Consider the following 23,992-nt stretch of genomic DNA (forward strand, 5'->3'; position numbering starts at 1 on the left):
GGGAGCGCCACGGCGGGCGCGGTGGGCGACACCACCAACGTCTGCCTGCCCGGCGACGTCTGCGTCCTCTTCACCGGTCAGCGCTTCGAGACGCCCGACGGCCGCGCGGTGCAGGGCGTGGGACTGCGCCCGGACGTGGAGGTCCACCCCACCGTGCGCGGCCTGCGCGCCGGACGCGACGAGGTGCTGGAGCGCGCGCTCACCCTGCTGCGCGAGGCAGGTGGACGGTGAAGACGGAGCCCACGCCCTCGCGGCTCTCCACCTCGATGCGACCGCCCATCGCCTCGACAATCTGTCGGCTGATGTAGAGCCCCAGGCCCAGCCCTCCGTAGTGACGCTCCGACACCGCGCGCTCGAAGCGACCGAAGAGGCGCGGCAGGGCCGTCTCGGAGATGCCGATGCCCTCGTCGCGCACCGACAGCCGCACCTGGTCCCCGTCCGCCGTCGAGGCGGTGACTTGCACGGGCCTGCCCGCGCCGTACTTGGCCGCGTTGGTGAGCAGGTTCACCAGCACCTGGTCCAGCCGCAGCGAGTCCCACCGGCCCTGGAGCGGCTCCGGGATATCCACGCGCACCGAGCACCCGGCCACGGCGAACACCTCCTCCATCCGCTCCACCGCGTCGAGCACCGCCTGGCCCAGGTCCACCTCCGTGGGCTCCAGCGCCAGCCGTCCCAGCGACACGCGGCTGACGTCCAGCAGGTGGTCCACCAGCGAGGCCAGCCGCTGCACCTGGCGCATCGCCGTGGAGAGCCGGGGCGCCACCTTCTCCCGCGAGTCCGAGCCGAGCGACCGGTCGATGAGCCCATGCTGGAGCTTGAGGCTCGTCAGCGGCGTCTTCAGCTCGTGGCTCGCCACCGACAGGAACTCGTCGCGCAGCCGGACGGCCGCCTGCGCGTCCCGGTACAGCGACGCGTTCTCCAGCGCCACCGCCACGCGCCGCGCCAGCTCCTCCATCATCGACACGTCCGACATGGCCAGCGGACGCTGCGGCGGCGACGTGCCCAGCGTGATGACGCCCAGCGTGCGCCCGCGCGTGCGCACCGGCACCACCAGCAGCGACGCGGGCCTCAAGGCCTCCAGGAGCGCGCGCTGGTGCTCGGAACTCTCCGACAGCCGCTCGCACAGGGCCGCGTCCACGTCCGGCACGAAGCGCGGCTCACCCGACTGGAAGCACTCGCGCGACAGGGACAGCACGCCCTCTCCGCCCAGCACGGAGAGCACGGAGGCATCCCGCGAGGGCTCCTGGTGCGCGGACGCCACGCACCGCAGGGAGCCGTCCGGCCCCACCAGCTCCACCAGACAACTGGAGGCCACGCTGCTCGCGGCCACGCGGGCCACGTGCTCCAGCGTCCACTCCACGTCGTCCAGGTGCTCCGCCAACGCGCGGCTCGCCTCCAGCAGGAAGAAGAGCCGCTCCTCGGCCTCCTTGCCCATCTGCAGCGCGTGATGCAGCCGCTCTCCGCGCTCGCGCAGCGTCCCGTACAAGGCCGCGCGCTCCAACGCCTGCGAGCACTGGTGGGCCAGCGCCTCCAGGAAGGTGCGCTCCAGCGGCGCGAACACGCGCGGCGCGCTCCACGCCAGTCCCACGAAGCCCAGGATGCCCCGCTCCGTCAGCAGCGGGAGGATGGCGCGCGCGCCCTCGCCCAGCGCGGAGAGGTCGCGCTCCACGATGCCCGCCAGGGGGAGGAGGTCCTCCAGGCGGGAGAACCACTGCGCCTCGCGCCGCTCCATCGCGAGCGCCAGCATGGGCAGGCCCGACACCCGCTGCCCGTCAATGGCATCCATCCAATCCCGCGAGTAGCCGATGGCGCCGAGCGCGCGCAGGCAGCCGTCGTCGGTCAGCTCCACCAGGACGACCCGCGTCGCGCCCGCGACCTCCAGCCCTTCGCGCACCAGCACCCGCGCCACGTCCTCGGCCGTGGCCGCGCGGGACAGCGCCGCCGTCACCGTCTGCAGCCGTGAAGAGAAGGACTGGGCCGCTCGCGCCTCCTCGTACAGGAGCGCGTTGTCCATGGACAGGCTGGCGCGGCGGGCCAGCTCCATCGCCACCTCCACGTCCGGCGCGTCGAAGGAAGCCACCCTGTCTCCTCGCACCAGCGACATGGCGCCGAGCACCCGTCCTCGCGCCACCAACGGCAGGATGAGCGCCGCCCGACTGACCAGGTGCCGGACGCTGTCGAGCTGCTCCCTGGCTCGCACCAGCCCCGGCAGCAGCTCGTCCGGCACCACCGGCAGCACGACGGGACGTCCGGTGCGCAGGGCCTCGGAGATGCCACCCGGTGACACCAGGTCCACGGGCCACAGCTGGGCCAGCTCGTGCACCAGCGCCACCTTCTCCGGCTCCCGATGCGCCGCGGCCACGCGCTCCACGCGCCCGTCCTCGGCGATGACATCCACCGCGCACCAGTCCGCCAGCACCGGCACCGCCAGCTCCGCCAGGCGCTGGAGCACCGTGCGCCACTCCAGTGACTCTCCCAGCAGCTCGCCCGCGCGGGCCAGGAAGACCAGGCGCGCGGACTCCGCTGAGACTGCTTGCGCCTGAAGCTCGGAGGACGTCGCGACGCCTCGGGGTTGCCCGGCGTCATCGAAGGCCGCGTCAGGGGAGGAACCGGGCTCGGCGGACATGAAGGAAGACCACGATGGAAGAGAAGCGCCGCGCGACATCGGACCCCGAGCTAAAGACGTCTCGGATGCGCCAACAATGCCGCCTGTCTTCGCGGACAGGGGGACTGTCCAGTGTCAAACCCGTGAGACGTTGAGTCCCATTCGCACGCGCCGCTTCGAGTGCCGCTCGTACGGAATGACTCGGGACTGGGAGACGGTGGACTCAGCCTGGCGGGTTCCACCACACGCCGCCCTTGCCGTCGATGGCCACCTTCGCGCGCTCGCGCACGTCGGCCCGCTCCTCCATCGACAAGGGCCGCGCCGAGTGGGCCGCGCCGAGCGCCGCGTCCTGCTCGTTGGGGTGGCTCATCCCCATCAACATGACGTCCGGGTCCAGCGACAGCGTGTAGCGCACGCACTCCTCCACGCTCAGGTGCGGCAAGAGCGGCGCGTCGCGGTCCTCGCGTCCGCCGGAGCCCACCTTGCCGCGCGGCCGGGCCTCCAGCGGACGGCCATAACCCTCCGTGTCGCCCAGGAGCTTGCCCGCGCCGAACGTCTTGAACGACACCACCCCCACGCCGCGCGAGCGCGCCAGCGGCAGCACGTCCTCCACGTAGCGCGGGTCCACGAAGGGCCCCAGCGGGAACATCACCACGTCACACAGCCCGGAGCCCACCGCCGCGCGCAGCACGTCCGGATGGTGGCTGGAGATGCCCCGGAAGCGCGCCTGTCCCGCGCTCACGCACCGGCCCAGCTGCTCCAGCCCGCCACCCGGCGCGGCCAGCTGCTCCCACGCGGCCAGCTCCGACACGGCATGGAAGGCGAACAGGTCCACCGTCGCGTGGCCCAGCCGCTTCAAGCTGGCCTCCACCTGCGGCGCCACCGGCGCGTCGAGCACGTCCACCTTGTCGATGAGGAACACGCCCTCACGTCGGCCGCGCAGCGCCTCGCCCACCACCTCCTCGCTCAGCCCCTCCTCGTAGTTGGGCGCGGTGTCGATGACGTTCAGCCCCGCGTCCAGGGCGCGGCGCAGCGTGGCGACGAGCGACTCGCGGGGCGCCGCGCGGTCCGCGATGTCACCGATGCCCACCGCCGTGGCGACGAAGCCGGTGCGCCCCAGCGCGCGGCGGGGCGTGAAGCGGGGAAGCGGAGGCGTTGACATGCCTCCGGTTGTGCAAGAGGCCCTCCCTCGTCGTCAAGGCGCGTGGCGCGGGAAGGTTCAGCGGAAGGGTCCGGAGACCTCGAACGTCACGCCCGCGTTGATGGAGTTCGTCGTCCCGCGCTGCGAGCTGAAGTACAGCCTGCGTCCATCCGGACTGAAGGCCGGCCCCGTCAGCTCCGAGCCCGGGTGGCCATGCACGCGCAGGAAGCTGGCGACGATGCGCTGGGGGCCCGGGGTGATGAGGCAGATTTCCAGGTTGCCACCGTCCTCCGCGACGAAGAGGTCACCCGAGCGGGACACCACCACGTTGTCCACGCCGGACAGCGGCGAGCCCGGATACAGGGACGCGGAGTAGATGACCTCCAGCTTGCCCGTGGCCGGGGTGTGGGCCCACACGCGGTTGTCACCCTTGGTGGTGACGTAGACGACGCCGCTGTCGTACCAGCAACCCTCGCCGCCGTTGAAAACCGTCGTCCGCGCCGCCACGTCGGGCTGGAGCGACGCCGACTTGTTCGCCGCGCACGGCACCCAGCTCACCGTCGCGTTCCCCGTCAGCGCATTGCCCGTCACGTGGGCCGCCTCCAACGTGCCCGCCGCCAGCACCGGCCACGCGGACGGAGTGAAGCGGTACAGCCGCCCGCTCGGCTGGTCCTCCGTCAGATAGAGCCGGCCACCGTCCGGGTCCACCGCCACCGCCTCATGGGGAAACGTCCCCAACGCGCCACGCACCACGCCCTGCGAGGCCTTGACCGGGTTGCACTCCCAGACGCGCCCGCCGCTGTGCTCCTCGCACGACAGCCACGTGCCCCAGGGCGTCGGCCCCCCCGCGCAGTTCATCCGCGTGCCGGACAGGATGCGGTACGCCGCCACCACGCTCCCACCGCCGTTGAAGCGCAGCGCTCCTACGCCTCCGGGGTTGCCCTCGCTGTTGGACACGTACACCCAGCCGCCGTCAGGCCGCGCGAAGCAGGCGCCACCGTCCGGCGCGGGGTGCCACACGTAGCCCGTGTTCCCCACCGACTGTCCCGAGCGGGCCACGATTCGCGAGGTGAAGCCCGCCGGCAGCCGCAGGCCGTTGACGTCCGGGCTCCCGGAGATGGCCCCGTAGGGACTCACGCCCGGCTGGGCCGGCGCCGCATAGGCCTCCCTCCAGAACGAGGGGCCCCAGGCGAGCGCTCCACTTCCGAGCGCGGAGAGACGAAGGAAGCCACGGCGACTCAGGCGCATGTGCGGGTTCTCCTGTATGCGCAGGAAAACCACCCACCGTGCCCCTCACCACTGAACGCGGCGCGAGCGTGAGGCCCGCGACATCAGCCGCGTCGACCAGCGCGGTTCTTGTCCCAGATGGCGTAGAGGATGATGAGGAAGGCGACAAGCCGCGCCACGTAGAGGTAGTAGCGGCGCTCGTCCAGCGAGTCCATCAGCGCGGATATCGCCGAGTTCACACCCAGCAAGCCGAACGACACCGCGAAGAAGGCGAACAGGCGCTCGTGCGACTGCTTCCAGAAACGCAGGAAGAACAAGGCGCACGCCAGCCATCCCATCGCCATCGCGCCGTTGAGCATGGACCTGAGCATGGGCGAGCGACCCTACCTCACGAGGCATCCCAGATGAGGCCGTAAAGCAGGATGGAGACACTGACCAGCCCGGCCAGCAGGCGTGGCATGTACAGGTCGATGGTGGTCGGCAGAATCACCAGGTCCACGAAGAGCAGCACGTTGCTGACCGCCATGCCCACGAAGCACAGCCCGCTCCACAGGAGCAGCCGGGACTGGCTGCTCTTCCACGCGCGCAACAGCAGCACCGCGCACGCCACGCTCGTCAAGGCACAGAGGATGTAGACCGCCTCAGCCATTGCCGCCGTCCTTGTCCTTCTTGAGCACGAAGGCTTCCGCGAAGCCCCGGACCTTGTCCAGCGGGCGGGAGAAGATGAAGGAGATGACCGTCACCCGCCGCGTACCGTACACCGCCGCCAGCTCTGTCACCGCCTGCGCGTCTTCTGAACTCGCGGGACTGAAACGATAGACGGGCACGGCGCCGCCGTCGCTCACCAGCAGCTTGCGCGCGGTGAGGTCCGTCAGCCTCGCCGCCGCGGAGGGTTCTGTGATGCGCAGCTCCAGGCTCACCGATGACGCGGTCCACTCCCGCGCCGGATGGGCACGGAGCAAGAGAAGCACCTCCAGCTTCTCCAGCGAGTCGATGTGCGTCGTGATGAAGCGCTGGACCCGCGGGGGGAGTCCGGTGTCGCTCACGAAGCCACCATGCCCACGTTATTTTGTGCGTCAACCTTTTCCCGCACGGGCGTGTTCAGCTTCGAGCGCGAGCAGCTCCTTCGCCGGCTCGCTCGGCTTCGCCGGGATGAGGCCCTGCCCGGCCCCCTGCTCCGTCGGCGTGGGGACGGCGGGCACCAGGTGTCGCAGTCCCTCGACGAGCTGCTGGGTGGCGCTCGGGCCCGTCACGTCGAGCAGCGCCAGCAGCACCGTCTCCGGTCGCCCGTACATCTTCGGCAGCAGCGTGCTGAAGGCGCGCACCGCGCCGCGCTGGTCGCCCAGCTCCCAGTCCACGTGGAGGCCCTGGAGCGTCTCGCCCCGGGCCGCGCGCATCAGCGGCTGCGCCTCTCGTGGCAGCGGGCTTCCATCCTGGCCTCGGACGATGACGCCTTCGTGGAGGCCCGGCGCCTCGCGATACGCCAGACACCCACCGGCCAGTCCCTGGGCGGCCCGGTTGGCCAGCAGCGTCTGGCCGCTGCCCGGTTCCACCAGGGCCAGGGGCGTGGGCAGCGCGGTCAGCACGGCCTCCAGCCAGCGCTGCTGGTTGCGGTGCGACTCCATCTCCCGGCGCAGGTGCTCCTCGCGCGCGCGGGCCCGCTCCGCCTCCATGCGCCGGTGGGCCTCCGCCAGCTCGCTCTCGTGCTCGCGCCGCTGCGTCTCGCGCAGCGCCTCCGCCTGGCGCCGCACCAGCTCCGTCTTGCGGAACAGGTCCACGAAGACGCCGACCTTCGAGCGGAGGATCTCCGGCTCGTAGGGCTTGAGCAGGTAGTCCACCGCGCCCACCGCGTAGGCGCGCAGCTCCGGGAGCTGGCCGCGCGACAGGGCGGTGAGGAAGAGGATGGGCGTGTTGCGGCTGCGCTCGCGCTCGCGGATGAGGCTCGCCGTCTCGAAGCCGTCCATGCCTGGCATGACGACATCCAGGAGGATGGCGGCGAAGTCCTGGGTGAGCAGGTGGCGCAGCGCCTCGCGGCCGCTCTTCGCGGTGATGAGCTTCTGCCCCAGCGGCGCCAACGTCGCCTCCAGCGCCAGGAGCCCCTCCGGCTGGTCATCCACCAGGAGGATGCTGACGGGCTCCACGGAGAGCACCGGGCCACGCGAGGACGCGGCGCTCATGGCTGCACCCGGCCGCGCGACACATAGGCCAGCCGCGTCAGCCATCCTCCCACCTCGGTGAGGAACAGGCGCTCCACCTCGCCCTCCTGCCCCTCGCCGCCCTCGGACTCGCCTCGCACCACGGCCACGCGTCCGCCGCGCGCCTGGAGGAACCCCAGGCCCTCGTGGCCATCTTCATGGCCGGAGAAGAGCAGCCCCGCCGCCGCCGCGCCGTAGCTGTCCGCCGCGGACTCGAAGAGGGCGTCGATGGCGGGACGACAGCCGTGCTCGGGGGACTCCACGGACAGGGCCACGCTGCCCCGGTCCACCAGCAGGTGATAGCCCCACGGCGCCAGGTACACGCGGCCGGGCACCAGGTCGTCCTTGTCGTCCGGCTCCACCACCGGCAGCGCGCAGCGGCGGCCCAGCGGCGCGGCCAGCACGTCATGCGGCCCCCGGTGCAGTACGACGACGACGGGCGCCGGCAGTTGCGCTGGCAGCACGGACAGCAGCGTCTCCAGGTCCGCTCCCGCGCTCCGGGGCGCCCCCACCACCAGCAGGCCCACGCTCATGTCACCCTCCGGAAGATGTGGCCACTGCCCTCCAGCTCCTCGTACGCGGCGACGTGCGGCGTGCGCGCGAGCGACTCCTTGCGCCCCAGACACAGGAAGCCGAAGCGGGCCAGGCTCTCGTACAGCCGCGCGTGCACGCGGTTGTGCAGGGCGCGATTGAAGGACAGCAGGGTGTCCCGGCACAGGATGACGTGGAACTCGTTGAACGAGCCGTCGATGGTCAGGTTGTGCTGGGTGAAGAAGATGCCGTCGCGCAGCTTCGGCTGGAGCAGCGCCCAGTTGCCGTCGCGCGTGTAGTAGTCCGACAGCGAGCCCCTTCCGCCCGACTCCGCGTGGCGGCGCGCGTCGTCCTCGCCGGGCAGGGGCAGCACGCCGGTGCGCGCGTCCGCCAAGAGGCCCTCGCTCGCGTCGGAGGCGTAGAGCCGGCAGCGGCCCCACAGCCCCTCCTCGTGCAGCAGGATGGCCAGGGCATAGGTGTCCTCGCCAGTGCCGCAGCCCGCGTGCCAGACGCGCACGGACGGCCAGGTGCGCAGCACCGGCACCACGCGCGCGCGGAAGTCGCGGAAGAAGGCCGCGTCCATGAAGAGGCCCGGCGGCGTGCTGGACAGCGCGCGCAAGAGCCCCTCCAGCGCCTCGCCGTCGTGCAGCACGCGGGCCTGGAGCGCGGAGAAGGACTCCAGGCGCTCCTCGCGCAGGTGGCGCCGCAGCCGCCGCAGCAGCTGGGGCCGGGAGTGGCTGCGCAAATCGAAGCCCCAATGGCGGGCCACGCCCTCCAGGAGGAGGTCCGCCTCCAGGGCCTCCAGGGCCGCGGCCGAAGCTGCCGCGCTCACCCGGAGACCTCCGTGCGAGGGCCTCGCGCCGAGACGCCTCGCGGCGCGTGCAGCCACACGCGCAGCAGGCTGAGCAGCTTCTCGATATCCACCGGCTTGGTGATGTAGTCGGACGCGCCCGCATCCAGGCACTTCTCGCGGTCTCCCTTCATCGCCTTCGCGGTGAGGGCCAGGATCGGCAGGTGCGCCACGCGCTCCATGCGGCGGATGGCGCGCATGGCCTGATAGCCGTCCATCTCCGGCATCATCACGTCCATCAACACCAGCTCGATGTCCGGGTCCGTCTCCAGCTGCGCCAGCCCCTCGCGCGCGCTCTCCGCGAAGGCCACGTTCATGCCGTAGCGCTCCAGCACGGTGTTGAGGGCGAAGATGTTGCGCACGTCGTCGTCCACCACCAGCACCTTGCGGTTGACGAGCAGCGGGTCTCTCTCGCGCGCCTTCTCCAGCATGCGGCGCTTGGACTCGGACAGGTTCGCGGGCGAGCGGTGCAGGAACAGGCTGGTCTCCTCCAGCAGTCGCTCCGGGCTCTGCGCGTCCTTGACGACGATGGCCTCCGCCACCCGGCGCAGCTCCGTCTCCTGGGCGCGGGACAGCTCGCGGCCCGTGTAGACGATGATGGGCGGCCCGCCCGCGCCATGCGCCTCTCGCACGCGGCGGATGAGCTCCGTGCCGGGCAGGTCCGGCAGGCCCAAATCCAACACCATGCAGTCGAAGCGACGCTCGGCCAGCGCGGCCAGCGCGTCCGCCGCCGTGCCCACGGCCACCGTCTGCACGTCCTCGCTGCCCAACAGCTCCAGCAGCGTCTGCCGGTGCACGGTGTCGTCCTCGACGATGAGCAGGCCCCGCCCCTTGCGCTCCACGAAGGCGCGCAAGGAGGCCAGCGCCGCCGCCGCCGCCGCCGGGTCCGCCGCCGCGCGCAGGTGGCCGATGGCGCCCAGGTTGAGCGAGCGCTCCCGGTGGTCCGCGTCGGACACCGTGTACACGGGCAGCGCGCGCGTCCCCGCGTCGTGCTTGAGCCTGTCCAGCACCACCCAGCCCGCCATCTCCGGCAGGTCCAGGTCCACCGCCACGGCCACGGGCCGCGCGTTGCGCACGGCGTCCAGCGCGCCCTCCACCTCCGTGGAGACCAGCACCTTGAAGCCCGCGCCCTGCGCCGCCACTCGCAGCCGCGCCGCGTGGTCCGGCGCGTGCGTCACCGCGAGCAGCACCTTGTCTCCGGGCTGGATGGACTGCCGGTCATCGTCGATGCCCAACGACGCCAGGGAGACAGGGGGCGCCACCTCCTCCAGGTGGAGCGGCGGCACCAACGAGGCCGTGTGGGCCAGGGCGGCGGCGGCGGGCACCGTGCGCGAGGACTCCTGTCCCGGCCGGTCCGCGACGAAGTCCAGCGGCAGGTACAGGGTGAAGACGCTGCCCTGGCCCGGCTCGCTCTCCAGTCGGATTTCGCCGCCGAGCAGCCGCGCGATTTCACGGCTGATGGACAGGCCCAGGCCGGTGCCGCCGTACTTGCGCGCGGTGGAGCCGTCCGCCTGCTGGAACGCCTCGAAGATGATGTGGTGCTTGTCCTTGGGGATGCCGATGCCCGTGTCTCGCACGGAGAAGGCCACCACCGAGGGCGCGGCGGAGAGCACCGGGTGGTCCGCCGTCCAGCCGCCCTGGGCCATGCCGATGTCGAGCGACACGGAGCCGGACTCGGTGAACTTGAAGGCGTTGGACAGCAGGTTCTTGAGCACCTGCTGGAGCCGCTTGGCGTCCGTCTCCACCTCGCCGGCCATGCCCCGCGCCAGGTCGATGTCGAACTGGAGGCCCTTCTTGTCCGCCACCTGCCGGAAGGTGCGGTCCACGAACTCGCGCAGGTCGCTGAAGCGCAGCGGGCCCACGTCCACCGTCATCGTGCCGGACTCAATCTTCGACAGGTCGAGGATGTCGTTGATGAGCTCCAGCAGGTCCGCGCCAGAGGCGTGAATGGTCCGGGCGAACTCCACCTGCCGCCCGGTGAGGTTGCCCTCCACGTTGTCGCTGAGCGTCTGACTCAAGATGAGCAGCGAGTTGAGCGGCGTGCGCAGCTCGTGGCTCATGTTGGCCAGGAACTCGCTCTTGTACTTGGAGGTGAGGCTGAGCTGCTCCGCCTTCTCCTCGAGCGCGCGCTTGGCCTGCTCGACCTCGCCGTTCTTCCGCTCCACCTCCGTCTTCTGCTCGGAGAGCAGCTTCGCCTTCTCCTGGAGCTCCTCGTTGGTGCGGCGCAGCTCCTCCTGCTGCCGCTTGAGCAGCTCCTCCGACTGCTGGAGCGACGTGGCCTGCTGCTCCAGGCGCTTGTTCGTCTCCGTCAGCTCCTCCTGCTGCTTGCGAAGCTCGTCCGTGAGCGCCTGCGACTGCTTGAGCAGCGCCTCCGTGCGCATGTTCGCGGCGATGGTGTTGAGGACGATGCCGATGGACTCCGTGAGCTGCGCCAGGAAGCCCAGGTGCACGTCGCTGAAGCGGTGGAACGAGGCCAGCTCGATGACGGCCTTGATTTCCCCTTCAAAGAGCACCGGCAGCACGACGATGTTGCGCGGCACCTCCTCACCCAGGCCGGAGGAGATGCGGATGTACGTGTCCGGCACGTCCGACAGGAGGATGGGCTCCTTCTCCAGCGCGCACTGGCCGACGAGCCCCTCGCCCAGCCTGAAGGTGTTGGAGAGCCCCTTGCGCTCCCGGTACGCGTACGACGCCAGCAGCTTGAGAATCTGCTCCCCGGCCTCGGCGCGCTCGGAGATGTAGAAGACGCCGTGCTGCGCGTCCACCAGCGGCGCCAGCTCCGACAGGATGACCTTGGACACCGTGAGCAAATCCCGCTGGCCCTGGAGGACGCGGGTGAACTTGGCCAGGTTGGTTTTGAGCCAGTCCTGCTCCGTGTTCTTCCGCGTGGTGTCCTTCAGGTTGCGGATCATCTCGTTGATGTTGTCCTTCAGGGCGGCCACTTCGCCCTGCGCGGACACGGTGATGAACCGCGTGAGGTCACCCTTCGTCACCGCCGTGGCCACTTCGGCGATGGCGCGCACCTGCGTCGTCAGGTTGGCGGCGAGCTGATTCACGTTGTCGGTGAGGTCGCGCCAGATGCCGGCCGTGCCGGGCACGCGCGCCTGTCCGCCCAGCTTCCCTTCGATGCCCACCTCGCGGGCCACCGTCGTCACCTGGTCGGCGAACACCGCCAGCGTGTCAATCATGCCGTTGATGGTGTCCGCCAGCTCCGCGATTTCACCCTTCGCGTCCACGACGAGCTTGCGCTTCAAGTCACCGTTGGCGACCGCTGTCACCACCTTGGCGATGCCGCGCACCTGCGTGGTGAGGTTGGAGGCCATGGAGTTCACGTTGTCCGTGAGGTCCTTCCACGTGCCCGCCACGCCCTTCACCTCCGCCTGTCCGCCCAGCTTTCCTTCCGTACCCACTTCGCGAGCCACTCGTGTCACTTCGGAGGCGAAGGACGAGAGCTGGTCCACCATCGTGTTGATGGTGTTCTTCAGCTCCAGGATTTCACCCTGCACGTCGACGGTGATTTTCTTCGACAGGTCTCCGCGAGCCACCGCCGTCGTCACCTCGGCGATGTTGCGCACCTGCGCCGTCAGGTTGGAGGCCATGGAGTTCACGTTGTCCGTGAGGTCCTTCCACGTACCCGCCACGCCCTTCACGATGGCCTGACCGCCCAGCTTTCCCTCGGTGCCCACTTCGCGAGCGACGCGCGTCACCTCGGAGGCGAACGAGTTGAGCTGGTCCACCATCGTGTTGATGGTGTTCTTCAGCTCCAGAATCTCACCGCGCACATCCACCGTGATTTTCTTCGACAGGTCTCCGTTGGCCACCGCCGTCGTCACCTCGGCGATGTTGCGCACTTGAGCCGTCAGGTTGGACGCCATCGAGTTCACGTTGTCGGTGAGGTCCTTCCACGTGCCACCGACGCCGCGCACCACGGCCTGTCCACCCAGCTTTCCTTCCGTGCCCACTTCGCGAGCGACGCGCGTCACCTCGGACGCGAACGAGTTGAGCTGGTCCACCATCGTGTTGATGGTGTTCTTCAGCTCCAGAATCTCGCCGCGCACATCCACCGTGATTTTCTTCGACAGGTCTCCGCGGGCCACCGCCATCGTCACCTCGGCGATGTTGCGCACCTGGGACGTCAGGTTGGAGGCCATGGAGTTCACGTTGTCGGTGAGGTCCTTCCACGTGCCACCGACGCCGCGCACCACGGCCTGTCCGCCCAGCTTGCCCTCGGTGCCGACCTCGCGCGCGACGCGCGTCACCTCGGACGCGAACGAGTTGAGCTGGTCCACCATCGTGTTGATGGTGTTCTTCAGCTCCAGAATCTCGCCGCGCACGTCCACGGTGATTTTCTTCGACAGGTCTCCGTTGGCCACCGCCGTCGTCACCTCGGCGATGTTGCGCACCTGGGACGTGAGGTTGGAGGCCATCGAGTTCACGTTGTCCGTGAGGTCCTTCCACGTACCGGCCACCCCCTTCACCACGGCCTGTCCGCCCAGCTTGCCCTCGGTGCCCACCTCACGCGCGACGCGCGTCACCTCGGAGGCGAACGAGTTGAGCTGGTCCACCATCGTGTTGATGGTGTTCTTCAGCTCCAGAATCTCACCGCGCACATCCACCGTGATTTTCTTCGACAGGTCGCCCTTGGCCACCGCCGTCGTCACCTCGGCGATGTTGCGCACCTGGGACGTGAGGTTGGAGGCCATGGAGTTCACGTTGTCCGTGAGGTCCTTCCACGTGCCCGCCACGCCCTTCACCCGGGCCTGACCTCCGAGCTTCCCTTCCGTGCCCACCTCACGGGCCACGCGCGTCACCTCCGAGGCGAACGCGCCCAGCTGCTCCACCATGCCGTTCACCAGCCGGGCGGTGCGCAGGAACTCGCCCTTGAGCGGACGGCCATCCACCTCCAGCGCCACCGTCTGGGACAGGTCGCCCTTCGCCACGGCGCCGATGACGCGGCCCATCTCCGTGGTGGGCTGCACCAGGTCCGCCACCAGCGTGTTCACCGACTCCACGCAGTCCGCCCAGGAGCCCATGGCGCTCACCACGTTGGCGCGCTGGGTGATGCGACCCTCCTTGCCCACCACGCTGCCAATGCGCTCGAACTCGTGCGCCATGCGCTCGTTGAGCTCGATGATTTCATTGAGCGAGTCGGCCACCTTGCCGGCATTGCCCACCTTGTCCACGGGCATGCGCACGGAGAAGTCGCCCTTGCGCACGGCGGTGAGCACGCGCAGGAGCTGGCGCGAGTCCAAGGTGTCCGAGTCGTCCTCCACGGAGCGCGGCGGCGGAGGAGGCGCGGCGGCGCGGCGGGAGACAACCTTCTTCACGGTCATTTGGAGAGCCCCAGCGCGTTCCCGCGAGGAGTGGCCCTCGGCTGCCGGGAACGGAAACTTTCGGAAGGGCTCCGTTCTCCCGCGACTCCCCGGAGCGGGGATAGTCCCCTCGGGAGGGCTGGCTGACAGGCATCTGACACTGCGGCCCCGCTTCGTGAGCCAGGCAACACTTGGCTCGGGACCTACACGACCCGGCGTGAAATCCGGCGCCCACCAGGGCCCGGGCTCCGGCGCTTGCCCGAGCCCTGGTGGCCCCTGGCCTAGAAGCAGCGCGCCTTCGCGGCGACGCTGACCTGGTTCGAACCCCCGCCCAGGTACCAGTAACCACCGCTGTCGAAGATGCGGACGTACTCGCCGCCGCCCTCGAACTTGCCCTTCACGTACGTCAAGGCACAAGCCATGCCCGACGAGGGCCCCATGTACGCCGAGCCCTGGCCCTGGCTCCAGGAAATCTCAGGGGTATAGCCCGTCGTGGGGCTGACGGTGATGCAGCGCGCGCGCGCGCGCACGCCACTCTGGCCGGAGTCTCCGCTCAGGTACCACTGCCCCCCGCTGACATAGGCGTGAACCCACTCCCCGCCGCCGTTGAACTTGCCGGCGACCCCCACCAGGTAGCACATGCGGTTGGTCGCCGTGCCCATGTTCACGGGGTAGTTCATTGACTGCGTCCATTGATACTCGGTGGTGTCCCCGCTCGCGGAAACGCAGCGCGCGGCGCCGTTGATGCTCGTCTGGGACGAGTTGCCACCCAGATACCAGGAGCCGCCCGTCTGGAAGATGTCCACCCGCTCGCCACTCCCCTCGAAGTCGCCTCCCACTCGAGTGAGGAAGCAGGACCTGCCCGAGGTGATGCCCATGGGATTCGCGACATTGCCCTGCGACCAAGTATACTCGGAGCTCGGGACCAGGGCCTGGGGCTGGGTGTCCAGCTCCTGCGCGGCGGGCACCTGCTTCGCGGCCTCCTCCTGGGACAGCTCGGCCGACAGGTCCTCGGGACCACAGCCCGACAGCACGGCGGGAATCGCGAGCGCGACAAACACGGTGTGACGCAACTTCGACATGATGGAGTCTTCCTGTTGATGGGGATGGGTTTGACGACGGAGGTCACGCATCGGCGGGTGCCGCTCGCGCCACCTCGTCGCGGTCCGCTTGAGCAAGGCCCGTGCCGCCTCCCTCGCCGATGACCTTCGCCACTCGGGAGCACGCGTGCGCGCGCCCCGCGATGAGCGGATGACACAGCTCATGGCACAGCGAGGCGCGCGCGGTGACACAGCACGCGAGCTGTGCCATGCGGCCTCGGGGCTCGACTCCAGAGCCGCGTGATAGCGTCTGGCCATGGCGCCTTCCGGGAGAGACGAGCCGCTCCTCGCTCCGACCGTGGCTTCGGTGGCGCCCACGCCCGCGCCCGTGTCCACGTCGGAGACGCCACCCGCGGAGGCCTCACCCTCCGCCCTCGCCACGCCGGACGCCCTGCCCCCTCGCGACTGGGCACGCTACGAACTGTTCGAGCTACTGGGGCGTGGCGGCATGGGCGAGGTCTACCGCGCGAAGGACCGGCGACTTTCGCGTCAGGTGGCCCTCAAGTTCATCCGGGGCGCGGACCCCGAGCGCGCCCTGCGCCTGCTGCAGGAGGCGCGCGCCCAGGCACGCATCGACCATCCCCACGTCTGCAAGGTCTTCGAGGTCGGTGAAGTCGCCGGGCGGGCCTATATCGCCATGCAGCTCGTGGAGGGCGAGCTGCTGGATGCCGCCGCCCGGCACCTTTCCGTGCGGGAGAAGGTCCGGCTGATGAAGGACGTCGCCGAAGCCATCCACGAGGCCCACCGGCTGGGCGTCATCCACCGGGACCTCAAGCCCTCCAACATCATGGTGGTCCGCACGGAGGGCGGAGGGTGGGCGCCTGTCATCATGGACTTCGGCCTCGCGTACGAGGCGGAGCGGGGACACGGCCTCACCGTCAGCGGCGCGGTGATGGGGACGCCCGCGTACATGGCGCCAGAGCAGGCGCGAGGCGACGTGCGCGGCATCGACCACCGCGGCGATGTCTACGGCCTGGGGGCCACGCTCCACGAGCTGCTCACCGGGGCGCCCCCCTTCACCGGGGCCACGCGGATGGAGACCCTGTCGAAGGTGCTCCATGACGAGCCCCCGCCGCTGCGCTCGCGAGTGCCCACGCTGGACGTCGCGCTGGAGACGCTCTGCCTCAAGTGCCTGCACAAGGAGCCCGGCCAGCGCTACGCGTCCGCCCAGGCGCTGGCGGACGACCTGCGGCGCTACCTGGACGGCGAGCCCATCCTCGGACGGCGTCCCGGCCCGCTGCACCGGCTGCGACGGGCCACGCGAGGGCAGCGGGCACTGGTGTCGCTCACCTGCGTGTCGCTGGTGGGCGCGCTGCTGCTCGCGGGCTTCGGGGCGCGCACCTGGCTGGCGCAACGCGAGCTGCGGGCCCAGACGGACGCGCGCGTGCGCCTGGCCGAGCGGCTTGGCCAGCAGGTGCAGGAGCTGGAGGCCTTCGTCCGCGCGTTCCAGGCCCTGCCGCTGCACGACACCCGCCCCGAGCTGCGACTCGCCCACGAGCGCCTGGAGAAGCTCTCCGCGCGGGGCCAGGGCCTGGGCCCCCCGGAGGAGGGGCTCGTGCTCCAGGCGCTGGGGCGCGGCCACCTGGCGCTGCGCGAGTTCGAGCAGGCCCACCAAGCCCTGGCGCGCGCGCGGGAGCTGGGCGTGGACTCGCCGGGCCTGCACTACGCGCTGGGACGCGCGCTCGGCGAGCGCTACCGGCTGGCCCTGGAGGACGCGCGACGCGGCGGCGGCGCGGGGTGGGTGGCCAGCCAGCAGCCCCTGCTCGCGGCGCGCTACCTGGTGCCAGCCCTCCAGTCGCTGGAGCGCAGCCGGGGCCTGGAGCTGGAGTCCCCTCGCTACCTGGAGGCGCTCATCGCCCTGTACCGCGAGGACCATGTCCTGGCGGAAGAGGCCGCGCGCGAGGCCATGGCCCAGGCCCCCTGGCTGTCCGAGGCGCGCAAGCTCGCCGGGGACGTCTCCCTGGCCCGCGCCATGTCCCTCTTGGAGCGGGGGGACTATGGCGGCGCGCGCGCCGGCCTGCGCGAGGCGGGAGCGCGCTACGAGCAGGCGCTGGAGCTGGGGCGCAGCGACGCGTGGAGCCACGAGGCGCTCGCCGAGGTCTGGCTGCAACTGTCGGAGCTGGACAAGCGGGAGGGCCGCTCCCGCAAGGCCTCGCTCGACCTGGCGGAGGCCGCCGTGGACAAGAGCCTGACGGCGGCGCCGGACCGCGCCGCCGGGCACACGAAGAAGGCCCAGGTCCTGATGAACCAGTACCGCGCGGTGAACTTCCAGGGGGAGCCTGACGCGCGCGACGCGCAGGCCCTGCTCACCGCGTGGATGGCCGCCGCGGAAAGGGCCGTGGAGCTCAACCCCCGCGACGTGCTCGCGCATGACTCGCTGGGGTACGGCCACTTCATGACGGGGCTGCGGCGGGCGCGCGCCGGACAGCCGCCGGAGGCGTCCTTCGACGCGGCCCTCCGCTGGCTGTCCCGGGCCATCGAGCTCCAGCCGCTCTACCCCTGGGCGCTCAACGACCTGGGGCTCGTCCACCGCTGGCGGGGCAACCACCAGCGGGAGCACGGCCAGGACCCGCTGCCCGCCTACGAGGCCGCCGCGCGCGCGTTCCTGGAGGCGACCCGCGCGGACCCGCGCTACCTCTTCGCCCACTCGAACCTGGCCGAGCTGCACGCGGCGATGGCGTCCCACCGGCTGTCACGCGGCCTCGCGCCGGAGGCCGACGTCCAGCTGGCCCTGGAGGCCAGCGAGCGCGCCCTCGCCGTCGACGACCGCTTCCACTCCGCGCACGAACACGCCGCCTCGGCGGAGCTGACGCGGGCGCGCCACCTGCTCGACACCGGCGGCGACCCCGGCCCGGCCCTGGAGCGCGCCCTGCGCTCCGCCGCGCGCGCCCGGGAGCTGAACGCCCGCTCCGACCGCGCCCCCTTCCACCAGGCCGACGCGCACCTGCTCCAGGCGCTCCACGCGCTGCGCGAGGGCCGCGACGCCACGAAGCCCCTCGCCGCCGGGCGGCTGGCGCTGGCGGAGGCCTCCCGGCTGTCTCCCTCGTGCGCGGACTGCCGGAGCCTGGGCGCGGAGCTGGCGCTGGCGGCGGCGGACCAGCAGCGGCGCGACGGGCGCGTGGGCCGCGCCTCCCTGCGCGGCGCGCTCGCCGAGGCCCGGCGCGCGGTGGCGCTGTACCCCTACCCGGAGAGCCACCTGACGCTGGCGCGCGCGTGCTGGCGGTGGGCCCAGGCGGCGGCGGACACGGCGGCCCCGGCCGTGGTCGATGAAGGACTGACGCAGGTGGACCTCGCGCTGCGAAGAGACCCGGACTGGGCGGAGGCCCGGGCCGTGCGCGGCGCGCTGCTGCTGACGCGGGCTCGGACCCTCGAGCGCGGCCCCGCGTGGACCCAGGCCCTGCACGAAGCCCACGCCGCGCTCACCCTCGCCACCCAGCGCGTCCCCTGGCTGCGGAGCACATACGCGGAGCCGCTGCGGGACGCGGAGGCGGCGCTCGGCCGCCTCCCTCCGGAGCGCTCAGCGCGGTAGCGGACGGGCCACTCCCGTGGCGAGCGTCGCCGCCGCGCTCCACTGGGGCGCGCTCGCGCAGGCGGGCAGCACGCTGGTGCGCGGGATGGGGAAGTCGTGGCGACGGTTCTCCAGGTTCAGACACACCGCGCCCCGAGGCCCCCAGAGCGCCTCCACGTGCTCCAGCTCGTCGAGCCGGCCGCTGGAGCGCGGGCCGAACCCGTGCGCGTCCCGACGCAGGAAGTCGGTGCCGTTCGTCGTATAGGCCCTCAAGTCCCCCTGGCCGACGAAGTACGCGGCGCGCTTGGCCTGCAGGCAGGCCCGGTAGACGTGCTCCCGGCGCGCGTCGAGCTGGAAGGTGTCCGGCGCCCAGGGCTGGTAGCCCCACGCCAGACAGGCGCCAATGGCCCCCGTGTCGCAGGCCATCGTGACGGAGTCGAGCTGCTCGTCGACGAAGGCGCTCAGCCCGTCCACGTGACGCGCCGGCAGGAAGACGGAGGCGACGGGCGCCTTGTCCGGAGCGCGACACTGGGGCAACCAGGGCTCGCTGCCCGCCGCGCGGTAGAGCACCTGGAAGCGGCGCCCGTTCAGCGTGCGCAGCGTCAGCTCGTAGCCCCGGTTCACCACGTCGCCGTCCACCTCGTCCACGGGCAGCGTGAAGTGGAACGTCAGCCGCCCCAGCGCCTCACCCCGGACCTTCGTGACCTGCCCTCCCTCGGAGACGACGAAGAAGAAGTCGGTCGGGCTCGCGTGGACCTGCTGGAGCACCGGGTGCCCGGCCTGCGACGGGGCCGCCGAGGGCGTGAGCCGCACGGGGATGTCCAGCACCCGCCGGGGCTGCTCCAACGAGCGCACCCGCATGATGACGCCCTGGGGTGTGTTGACGAAGGCCTCGGGACACAGCTTCGCGCGCCCCTCGTGGAAGAAGCAGTAGCTCTGGCCCTCCGCCACGTAGATGCCCAGTCCATTGGGGTCCGGGTCGCACTGCCCGGTGGGACAGCTCCCCCCACCGCCCGGTATCACCTCGGGCCGCGTCGCCGCGTCGGTGGGGCGGCCCGGGCCCGTCAGGCGACACGCCCCCATTCCCAGCAACAACGCCAGACAGCCAAGCCACGCGCAAAGGGTCTTCATCCAGGTGTCTCCTCGAAGTGAAACGTCGGGCCCGCCGGGGCCCCGTGGACGCGCCTCCATAGCGAGCGCCATGCCAGCCGGGCTCCTCGGGAGCGTCCCAGGGCGCGGGCCCGGCGCCACGGCGGCGCGGAGCGGTGGCACAGGTGATGGCACTGTGCCTGATGGCACGGGCTCCCGCGTAGGATGGGCGCGCATGGAACAGGACCGGTCGACCCTCCAGCAGAGCGACGCCGCCGACGGCAAGGAGGGCGCGGGCGAAGTTCCGAGGCCGGGGCTGATGCGGGTGCTCGGAGCGGGCACCGCGATGGCCGTGGCCCTGCCGCTGGGGGACGAGCTGGTGCTGGGACGCGGCGCCCCGGAGCTGGGCGCGGACCCGGACCCGCGCATGTCGCGCAGCCACGCGCGGGTGCGTTACGAAGACGGGCGCTTCTTCGTCACCGACCTCGGCAGCCAGAACGGCACCTTCGTGGACGGCGCGCCCCTGGTGGCGCACACCCCGCGCGAGGCCCAGCGGGTCATCCGGATGGGGGACTCGCTCTTCGTGCCTGGCAAGGACGTGGGGCCGCTGTCGCGCCAGGGCGTCATGCGGGACGAGGGCTTCGTCAGGGGCCCCGCGATGCGGAGGCTGCTGGAGCAGGTGGCGCGCACGGCCCAGCACGGCTTCGCCCTGCACATCCACGGGGAGAGCGGCACGGGCAAGGAGGGCGTGGCCCGGGCCTTCCATGACCACGGCCCCCAGCGGGCCGGGCCCTTCGTGGCCGTCAACTGCGCGGCCATCCCCCAGGGGCTCGCCGAGCGGCTGCTCTTCGGCGCGCGGCGCGGCGCGTACTCCGGCGCGGACGACGCGGACGGCTACCTCCAGGCGGCGGACGGCGGGACGCTGTTCCTGGACGAGGTGACGGAGCTGGACCTCGCCGTCCAGTCCAAGCTGCTGCGCGCGCTGGAGACACGGGAGGTGCTGCCCCTGGGCGGCTCGCGCCCCCGGAAGGTGGACCTGCGCGTGTGCTCGGCGGGCAACAAGGACCTGCGCGCGCAGGTGGCGAACGGGCGGCTCCGGGAGGACCTCTACTTCCGCATCGGCAGGCCAGAGGTCACCCTGCCCCCGCTGAGGCGGCGCCCGGAGGAGCTGCCCCTGCTCGTGGCCCGCTTCCTCCAGGAGCAGGGCGTCGGCCTGCCCGCGCACGTCACGCTCCTCGAGGCCTGCCTGCTCCGTCCCTGGCCGGGCAACATCCGCGAGCTTCGCGTGGAGGTCCGCGGCGCCGCGCAGGAGGCGCTCCTGCGGGCCGCGCCGCGCATCGAGGCGTGCCACCTCAGCCCCACCGCGGGGACCGCGTTCAGCCAGGGCACCGGGCCGGAGCCCGACTCCCCCCCAGGCCCGCCCCCGCGTCCGGAGACGCCGCCCCTCCCGAGGCCCGCGCGGCGGCGGCCGGTCGTCGTCCGGAGCCCACCGCTCGCGGACTCCGAGCGCGCACGGGTGGTGGAGGCCCTCCAGGCACACGGCGGAAACGTCGCCGCCGCCGCGCGCGCGCTGGGCATGCACCGCACGCACCTGCGGCGGTTGATGGAGCGCCATGGCCTGGACGCTCCGGAGCAGCCGTAGCGTCAGTGCCGCAGCCGGGGCGTCGGGGCCCGCACATGGACTTCCATGCGCGCATCCCCCGCCACCACGCTGCTCAGCACTTCCTGCTGCTCGGGCGACAGCCGAGCCACGGCGCGCAGCGCGGCCACCAGCAGCAGCGCCTCCACCGAGGACGGCACGCCCACGCCGTCCCGCCCCGTCTTCAGCGGCATGGGCAGCCGGGGCGCGCGGCTCGCGGCGGCCAGCGCCTCCACGGCATAGGCCGGCGTCGTGTCCAGCGTGACGGCGATGGCGGGCAGCTCCTGCGCGGCCTCGGCCTGCCCTCGCGCCTGCATCTCCATCAGCATCTGGAGCGCGCCGGGCTTGAAGTACAGCGCCAGCCCCGCCCGGCCATCACCCATGTGGAAGACGCACCCCTCGAAGGTGTGATTCAGCGGCCCGGAGACCGCCACCTCGAAGGGCTGGCTGTCGTCCCAGTGCGTCCACGGCCGCGCCTCCCAGAACTCGGTGGCCGCCTGGACGAAGAGCAGCGCCTTGTCCGAGCCCAGCGCGGACAACCCTCGCTGCCCCCAGGCCAGGAACGTGGCGATGGCCGCGCGCGACGAGAGCGCCGCCGCCGGGGGCTCCTCCACCGCCACGCCCAGCGCCGCCCCGGCCTCCTCGAGCGCGGGCTCACACCGCACCCCGCTCAGGTCCTCCAGGCCCTCCAGCAACACCCGCAGGCCCGCCGCGTCGTCCTGCTCGAAGACGGGCTGGGACGGCTCGCCGCTGTCGGTGATGCGCAGATAGACCTGCGTGCTCCCCTGGGAGAGCGGCACGGGACCGAGCTTGAGCAGATGGAACATGGGGGGTGCCGAATGCCTTCGCGTCAGCCGGAGGCGGCGCGCTTGCCATCCAGCGCCTTGCGGACCTGCTTCATCAGCGCGGGGATGTCGAAGGGCTTCTGGAGGAAGGGAACGCCCGGGTACTGGGCCCGCAGGGGGCCCACGTCCACCGCGCTCATGCCCAGCAGCGACACGCCGGCCCAGTTCGGCTCCGCGCGGATGCGTTCAATGAGGGCGGGGCCGTCCAGCACCGGCATCATCCAGTCGGTGAGGACCAGGTCCGGGCGCAGCTCGCTCATGCGCTCCAGCGCCTCGCGGCCATGAGAGGCCGTCAGGACGCGGTAGCCCTCCTCCCTCAGGAGGTCCGCGAGGGCTTCCAGGATGCCCTGCTCGTCATCCACCACCAGGACCGTCTCCATACGGGCGGGCTTCGCTCCTCACGAATCAGGGATGGCCACCGGTCCGGTGTCGGGCAAGGCCCGTCAACAGGGTGTCCAGGGAAACGTCGAAGGGAGGCAGCACCTCGATTCCTTGGCGGGAGATACGAAACTCCCGGATGGACGGGTCGTAGTCGGTGTCCCGCAGCTTGAAGATGGTCAGCAGCCGACGAAGGCGCCCCTCCAGCTCCAAGTGCCGCAAGAAGAAGAGGTTCTCCGCCACGGCGGAGGGGCCCACCTCCAGCGGCATGTCGAGCGCGGGCCCGAAGAGGCGCGGCGTCTCCAGACTGAAGAAGGTGGTCGCGCACGACATGCGCAGCTCCTGGGTGAGCGCCGCGAAGAACGAGTTCATCCGCGAGCTGTCCGGAGCGGCCTGGCTCATCGCGCTCAACCCATCCACGAACACCCGCGTCACCTGGTGGCGCTGCACCGCGCTCAAGAGTTGGTCCGCCAGCACATCCAGGATGGACTCGGCAGGGGGTTGCCAGAGGATGTGCATCCTCCCCTCCTTCACCGCCCCACCCATGTCCATGCCGGCGGCAGCCACCTTGTGGAGCAGGCGCTCGGGCGACTCGTAGAAGCCCATGTACAGGCAGCTCTCGCCCTGCCTCAGTCCCTCGGCGAGCAGGCTGCTTCCCATCAGCGTCTTGCCGCTGCCGGGAGGCCCGAGCATCAGCGACGTGGAGCCCTTCGCCAGCCCTCCTGGGAAGAGCGCATCCAACGACGGGACGCCGAAGTGCACCCGCTCGTTGCCCGGGTCCGGTGGCTGGGTGCGCCTCATGCGCGCCTCCAGCCGGGGGAAGACCTCCAGCCCCTGATTGGAGATGCGGAAGGTGTGCACGCCGCTCAGGGTGGCGCCGCCCCGGAACTTGCGGACCTGGAGTTCGCGCCAGGAGCGCACGCCCAGGGTGCGCTCGCGCAGCTCCAGGATGCCGTCCACCATGGTGTATTCCGGGTGGACAGTCGGGCCGTTGGAGCTGGTGAGCATCAGCGCGGTGAAGCGCGACAGGCTCGCGGACACCTGCAGCTCGTGGATGAACTTCTTGAAGTCGCGGCTGCTGCCGGCCGCCTCCTGCGCCTGCACCAGGCCGTCCAGGATGAGGATGCTGGTGTTGTGGTTGCGCACCTCGCGCCGCAACAGCTCCAGCAGCCCGGGCAGGCCCTGCTCCTCCAGCGTGCGGAAGCCGCTGACGTAGTAGACGCTCTCGGGGAGCTGCGCGGAGTCGAAGAAGGACATGTCGCGCATGTTGGCGAGCATGCGAGCGTGCGACTCGGCCAGCAGCGTGACGTAGAGGCATCGAGCCCCTCCACGGCCCTGGTGGTAGCAGAGCTGGTTGGCGAAGAGCGTCTTGCCCGCGCCCGGCTCACCCACGACGATGTAGACACCCGAGGTGACAAGGCCACCGCCCAGCACGCCGTCAAGGCCAGGCACACCGGTGGTCACGCGCGCGTCCTGTCGCGGCGCTTGCTCGGAAGGAGACATAGAGGGGCTCATACCGCAAAACCCGGCGTCCGCGCCCCTGGATTGCTTACAGGGGTGCGTGCGAGGGGG

Annotated in this window: 19 protein-coding genes; 3 read left to right on the plus strand and 16 right to left on the minus strand. The window is 71.3% G+C overall.

What is annotated here, in order from left to right:
* Positions 1 to 231, plus strand: a 231-nt coding sequence (locus ACN469_RS13670) for a hypothetical protein (protein WP_498767898.1), incomplete at its 5' end; no start/stop codon positions are given.
* Here ACN469_RS13670 and ACN469_RS13675 read toward each other — a convergent pair.
* The 12 genes from ACN469_RS13675 to ACN469_RS13730 form a co-directional block, all read right to left on the minus strand.
* Positions 200 to 2,626, minus strand: a complete 2,427-nt coding sequence (locus tag ACN469_RS13675) for a sensor histidine kinase (RefSeq protein ID WP_498767900.1) — start codon at positions 2,624 to 2,626, stop codon at positions 200 to 202. The genes ACN469_RS13670 and ACN469_RS13675 overlap by 32 nt on opposite strands.
* A 202-nt stretch (positions 2,627 to 2,828) precedes the next feature.
* A complete protein-coding gene (locus ACN469_RS13680; RefSeq protein WP_498767902.1) occupies positions 2,829 to 3,767 on the minus strand; it encodes an aldo/keto reductase in 939 nt (312 codons plus the stop codon).
* Between the two features lie 57 nt (positions 3,768 to 3,824).
* Positions 3,825 to 4,994, minus strand: coding sequence for an alkaline phosphatase PhoX (locus ACN469_RS13685; RefSeq protein WP_498767904.1), 1,170 nt, complete (start codon positions 4,992 to 4,994; stop codon positions 3,825 to 3,827).
* A gap of 83 nt (positions 4,995 to 5,077) precedes the next feature.
* Complete coding sequence (locus ACN469_RS13690) at positions 5,078 to 5,344, minus strand: DUF5985 family protein (RefSeq protein WP_498767906.1); 267 nt, start codon at positions 5,342 to 5,344, stop codon at positions 5,078 to 5,080.
* A gap of 17 nt (positions 5,345 to 5,361) precedes the next feature.
* Positions 5,362 to 5,622: a DUF5985 family protein gene (locus ACN469_RS13695; RefSeq protein WP_498767907.1), complete on the minus strand. Its 261-nt coding sequence runs from the start codon at positions 5,620 to 5,622 to the stop codon at positions 5,362 to 5,364.
* On the minus strand, positions 5,615 to 6,019 hold the full coding sequence (locus ACN469_RS13700; RefSeq protein ID WP_498767909.1) for a hypothetical protein: 405 nt from the start codon (positions 6,017 to 6,019) through the stop codon (positions 5,615 to 5,617). Before ACN469_RS13700 ends, ACN469_RS13695 begins: the two co-directional genes overlap by 8 nt.
* A gap of 30 nt (positions 6,020 to 6,049) precedes the next feature.
* Positions 6,050 to 7,150, minus strand: coding sequence for a response regulator (locus ACN469_RS13705; protein WP_498767910.1), 1,101 nt, complete (start codon positions 7,148 to 7,150; stop codon positions 6,050 to 6,052).
* Entirely contained in the window at positions 7,147 to 7,701 is a 555-nt protein-coding gene (locus tag ACN469_RS13710; RefSeq protein WP_498767912.1) for a chemotaxis protein CheB, read from the minus strand. The genes ACN469_RS13705 and ACN469_RS13710 overlap by 4 nt, the downstream gene beginning before the upstream one ends.
* Positions 7,698 to 8,531 (minus strand): CheR family methyltransferase, encoded by an 834-nt coding sequence (locus ACN469_RS13715; RefSeq protein ID WP_498767914.1) that lies wholly within the window; start codon positions 8,529 to 8,531, stop codon positions 7,698 to 7,700. The genes ACN469_RS13710 and ACN469_RS13715 overlap by 4 nt, the downstream gene beginning before the upstream one ends.
* Positions 8,528 to 13,882, minus strand: coding sequence for a HAMP domain-containing protein (locus tag ACN469_RS13720; RefSeq protein ID WP_498767916.1), 5,355 nt, complete (start codon positions 13,880 to 13,882; stop codon positions 8,528 to 8,530). Before ACN469_RS13720 ends, ACN469_RS13715 begins: the two co-directional genes overlap by 4 nt.
* A gap of 260 nt (positions 13,883 to 14,142) precedes the next feature.
* A complete protein-coding gene (locus ACN469_RS13725; RefSeq protein WP_498767918.1) occupies positions 14,143 to 14,943 on the minus strand; it encodes a hypothetical protein in 801 nt (266 codons plus the stop codon).
* A 43-nt stretch (positions 14,944 to 14,986) separates the two neighbouring features.
* Positions 14,987 to 15,172 carry a hypothetical protein gene (locus ACN469_RS13730; protein ID WP_498767920.1) on the minus strand — a complete coding sequence of 62 codons (186 nt, stop codon included), beginning with the start codon at positions 15,170 to 15,172 and terminating at the stop codon, positions 14,987 to 14,989.
* Between the two features lie 45 nt (positions 15,173 to 15,217).
* Between ACN469_RS13730 and ACN469_RS13735 the strand changes: the two genes are divergently transcribed.
* The gene (locus ACN469_RS13735) at positions 15,218 to 18,490 is read left to right on the plus strand and encodes a protein kinase domain-containing protein (RefSeq protein ID WP_498767922.1); all 3,273 of its coding nucleotides are present in this window, start codon (positions 15,218 to 15,220) and stop codon (positions 18,488 to 18,490) included.
* Here the strand turns inward: ACN469_RS13735 and ACN469_RS13740 are convergent.
* The gene (locus tag ACN469_RS13740) at positions 18,479 to 19,600 is read right to left on the minus strand and encodes an ADYC domain-containing protein (RefSeq protein ID WP_498767924.1); all 1,122 of its coding nucleotides are present in this window, start codon (positions 19,598 to 19,600) and stop codon (positions 18,479 to 18,481) included. The genes ACN469_RS13735 and ACN469_RS13740 overlap by 12 nt on opposite strands.
* 193 nt (positions 19,601 to 19,793) lie before the next feature.
* Here ACN469_RS13740 and ACN469_RS13745 point away from each other — a divergent pair, with 193 nt between their 5' ends.
* Positions 19,794 to 21,200 (plus strand): FHA and sigma-54 interaction domain-containing protein, encoded by a 1,407-nt coding sequence (locus tag ACN469_RS13745; RefSeq protein WP_498767926.1) that lies wholly within the window; start codon positions 19,794 to 19,796, stop codon positions 21,198 to 21,200.
* A gap of 2 nt (positions 21,201 to 21,202) precedes the next feature.
* Here ACN469_RS13745 and ACN469_RS13750 read toward each other — a convergent pair whose 3' ends face one another.
* The 3 genes from ACN469_RS13750 to ACN469_RS13760 are packed head-to-tail and all read right to left on the minus strand — an operon-like array spanning position 21,203 to position 23,884.
* Positions 21,203 to 22,024 carry a hypothetical protein gene (locus tag ACN469_RS13750; RefSeq protein WP_498767928.1) on the minus strand — a complete coding sequence of 274 codons (822 nt, stop codon included), beginning with the start codon at positions 22,022 to 22,024 and terminating at the stop codon, positions 21,203 to 21,205.
* Positions 22,025 to 22,047: 23 nt separating this feature from the next.
* Positions 22,048 to 22,422, minus strand: coding sequence for a response regulator (locus ACN469_RS13755; RefSeq protein WP_498767930.1), 375 nt, complete (start codon positions 22,420 to 22,422; stop codon positions 22,048 to 22,050).
* Between the two features lie 25 nt (positions 22,423 to 22,447).
* A complete protein-coding gene (locus ACN469_RS13760) occupies positions 22,448 to 23,884 on the minus strand; it encodes a DUF7125 family protein (protein WP_498767932.1) in 1,437 nt (478 codons plus the stop codon).
* Between the last annotated feature and the right edge of the window lie 108 nt (positions 23,885 to 23,992).

It is taken from the genome of Corallococcus terminator, assembly GCF_049194865.1.
GTDB classification, from domain to species: Bacteria; Myxococcota; Myxococcia; order Myxococcales; family Myxococcaceae; genus Myxococcus; species Myxococcus terminator_A.

Coding starts and splice junctions, on each gene's coding strand:
- ACN469_RS13675 (WP_498767900.1), bottom strand. CDS start 2,626: ATGTCCGCCGAGCCCGGTTCCTCCCCTGACGCGGCCTTCGATGACGCC.
- ACN469_RS13680 (WP_498767902.1), bottom strand. CDS start 3,767: ATGTCAACGCCTCCGCTTCCCCGCTTCACGCCCCGCCGCGCGCTGGGG.
- ACN469_RS13685 (WP_498767904.1), bottom strand. CDS start 4,994: ATGCGCCTGAGTCGCCGTGGCTTCCTTCGTCTCTCCGCGCTCGGAAGT.
- ACN469_RS13690 (WP_498767906.1), bottom strand. CDS start 5,344: ATGCTCAGGTCCATGCTCAACGGCGCGATGGCGATGGGATGGCTGGCG.
- ACN469_RS13695 (WP_498767907.1), bottom strand. CDS start 5,622: ATGGCTGAGGCGGTCTACATCCTCTGTGCCTTGACGAGCGTGGCGTGC.
- ACN469_RS13705 (WP_498767910.1), bottom strand. CDS start 7,150: ATGAGCGCCGCGTCCTCGCGTGGCCCGGTGCTCTCCGTGGAGCCCGTC.
- ACN469_RS13710 (WP_498767912.1), bottom strand. CDS start 7,701: ATGAGCGTGGGCCTGCTGGTGGTGGGGGCGCCCCGGAGCGCGGGAGCG.
- ACN469_RS13720 (WP_498767916.1), bottom strand. CDS start 13,882: ATGACCGTGAAGAAGGTTGTCTCCCGCCGCGCCGCCGCGCCTCCTCCG.
- ACN469_RS13725 (WP_498767918.1), bottom strand. CDS start 14,943: ATGTCGAAGTTGCGTCACACCGTGTTTGTCGCGCTCGCGATTCCCGCC.
- ACN469_RS13730 (WP_498767920.1), bottom strand. CDS start 15,172: ATGGCACAGCTCGCGTGCTGTGTCACCGCGCGCGCCTCGCTGTGCCAT.
- ACN469_RS13735 (WP_498767922.1), top strand. CDS start 15,218: ATGGCGCCTTCCGGGAGAGACGAGCCGCTCCTCGCTCCGACCGTGGCT.
- ACN469_RS13740 (WP_498767924.1), bottom strand. CDS start 19,600: ATGAAGACCCTTTGCGCGTGGCTTGGCTGTCTGGCGTTGTTGCTGGGA.
- ACN469_RS13745 (WP_498767926.1), top strand. CDS start 19,794: ATGGAACAGGACCGGTCGACCCTCCAGCAGAGCGACGCCGCCGACGGC.
- ACN469_RS13750 (WP_498767928.1), bottom strand. CDS start 22,024: ATGTTCCATCTGCTCAAGCTCGGTCCCGTGCCGCTCTCCCAGGGGAGC.
- ACN469_RS13755 (WP_498767930.1), bottom strand. CDS start 22,422: ATGGAGACGGTCCTGGTGGTGGATGACGAGCAGGGCATCCTGGAAGCC.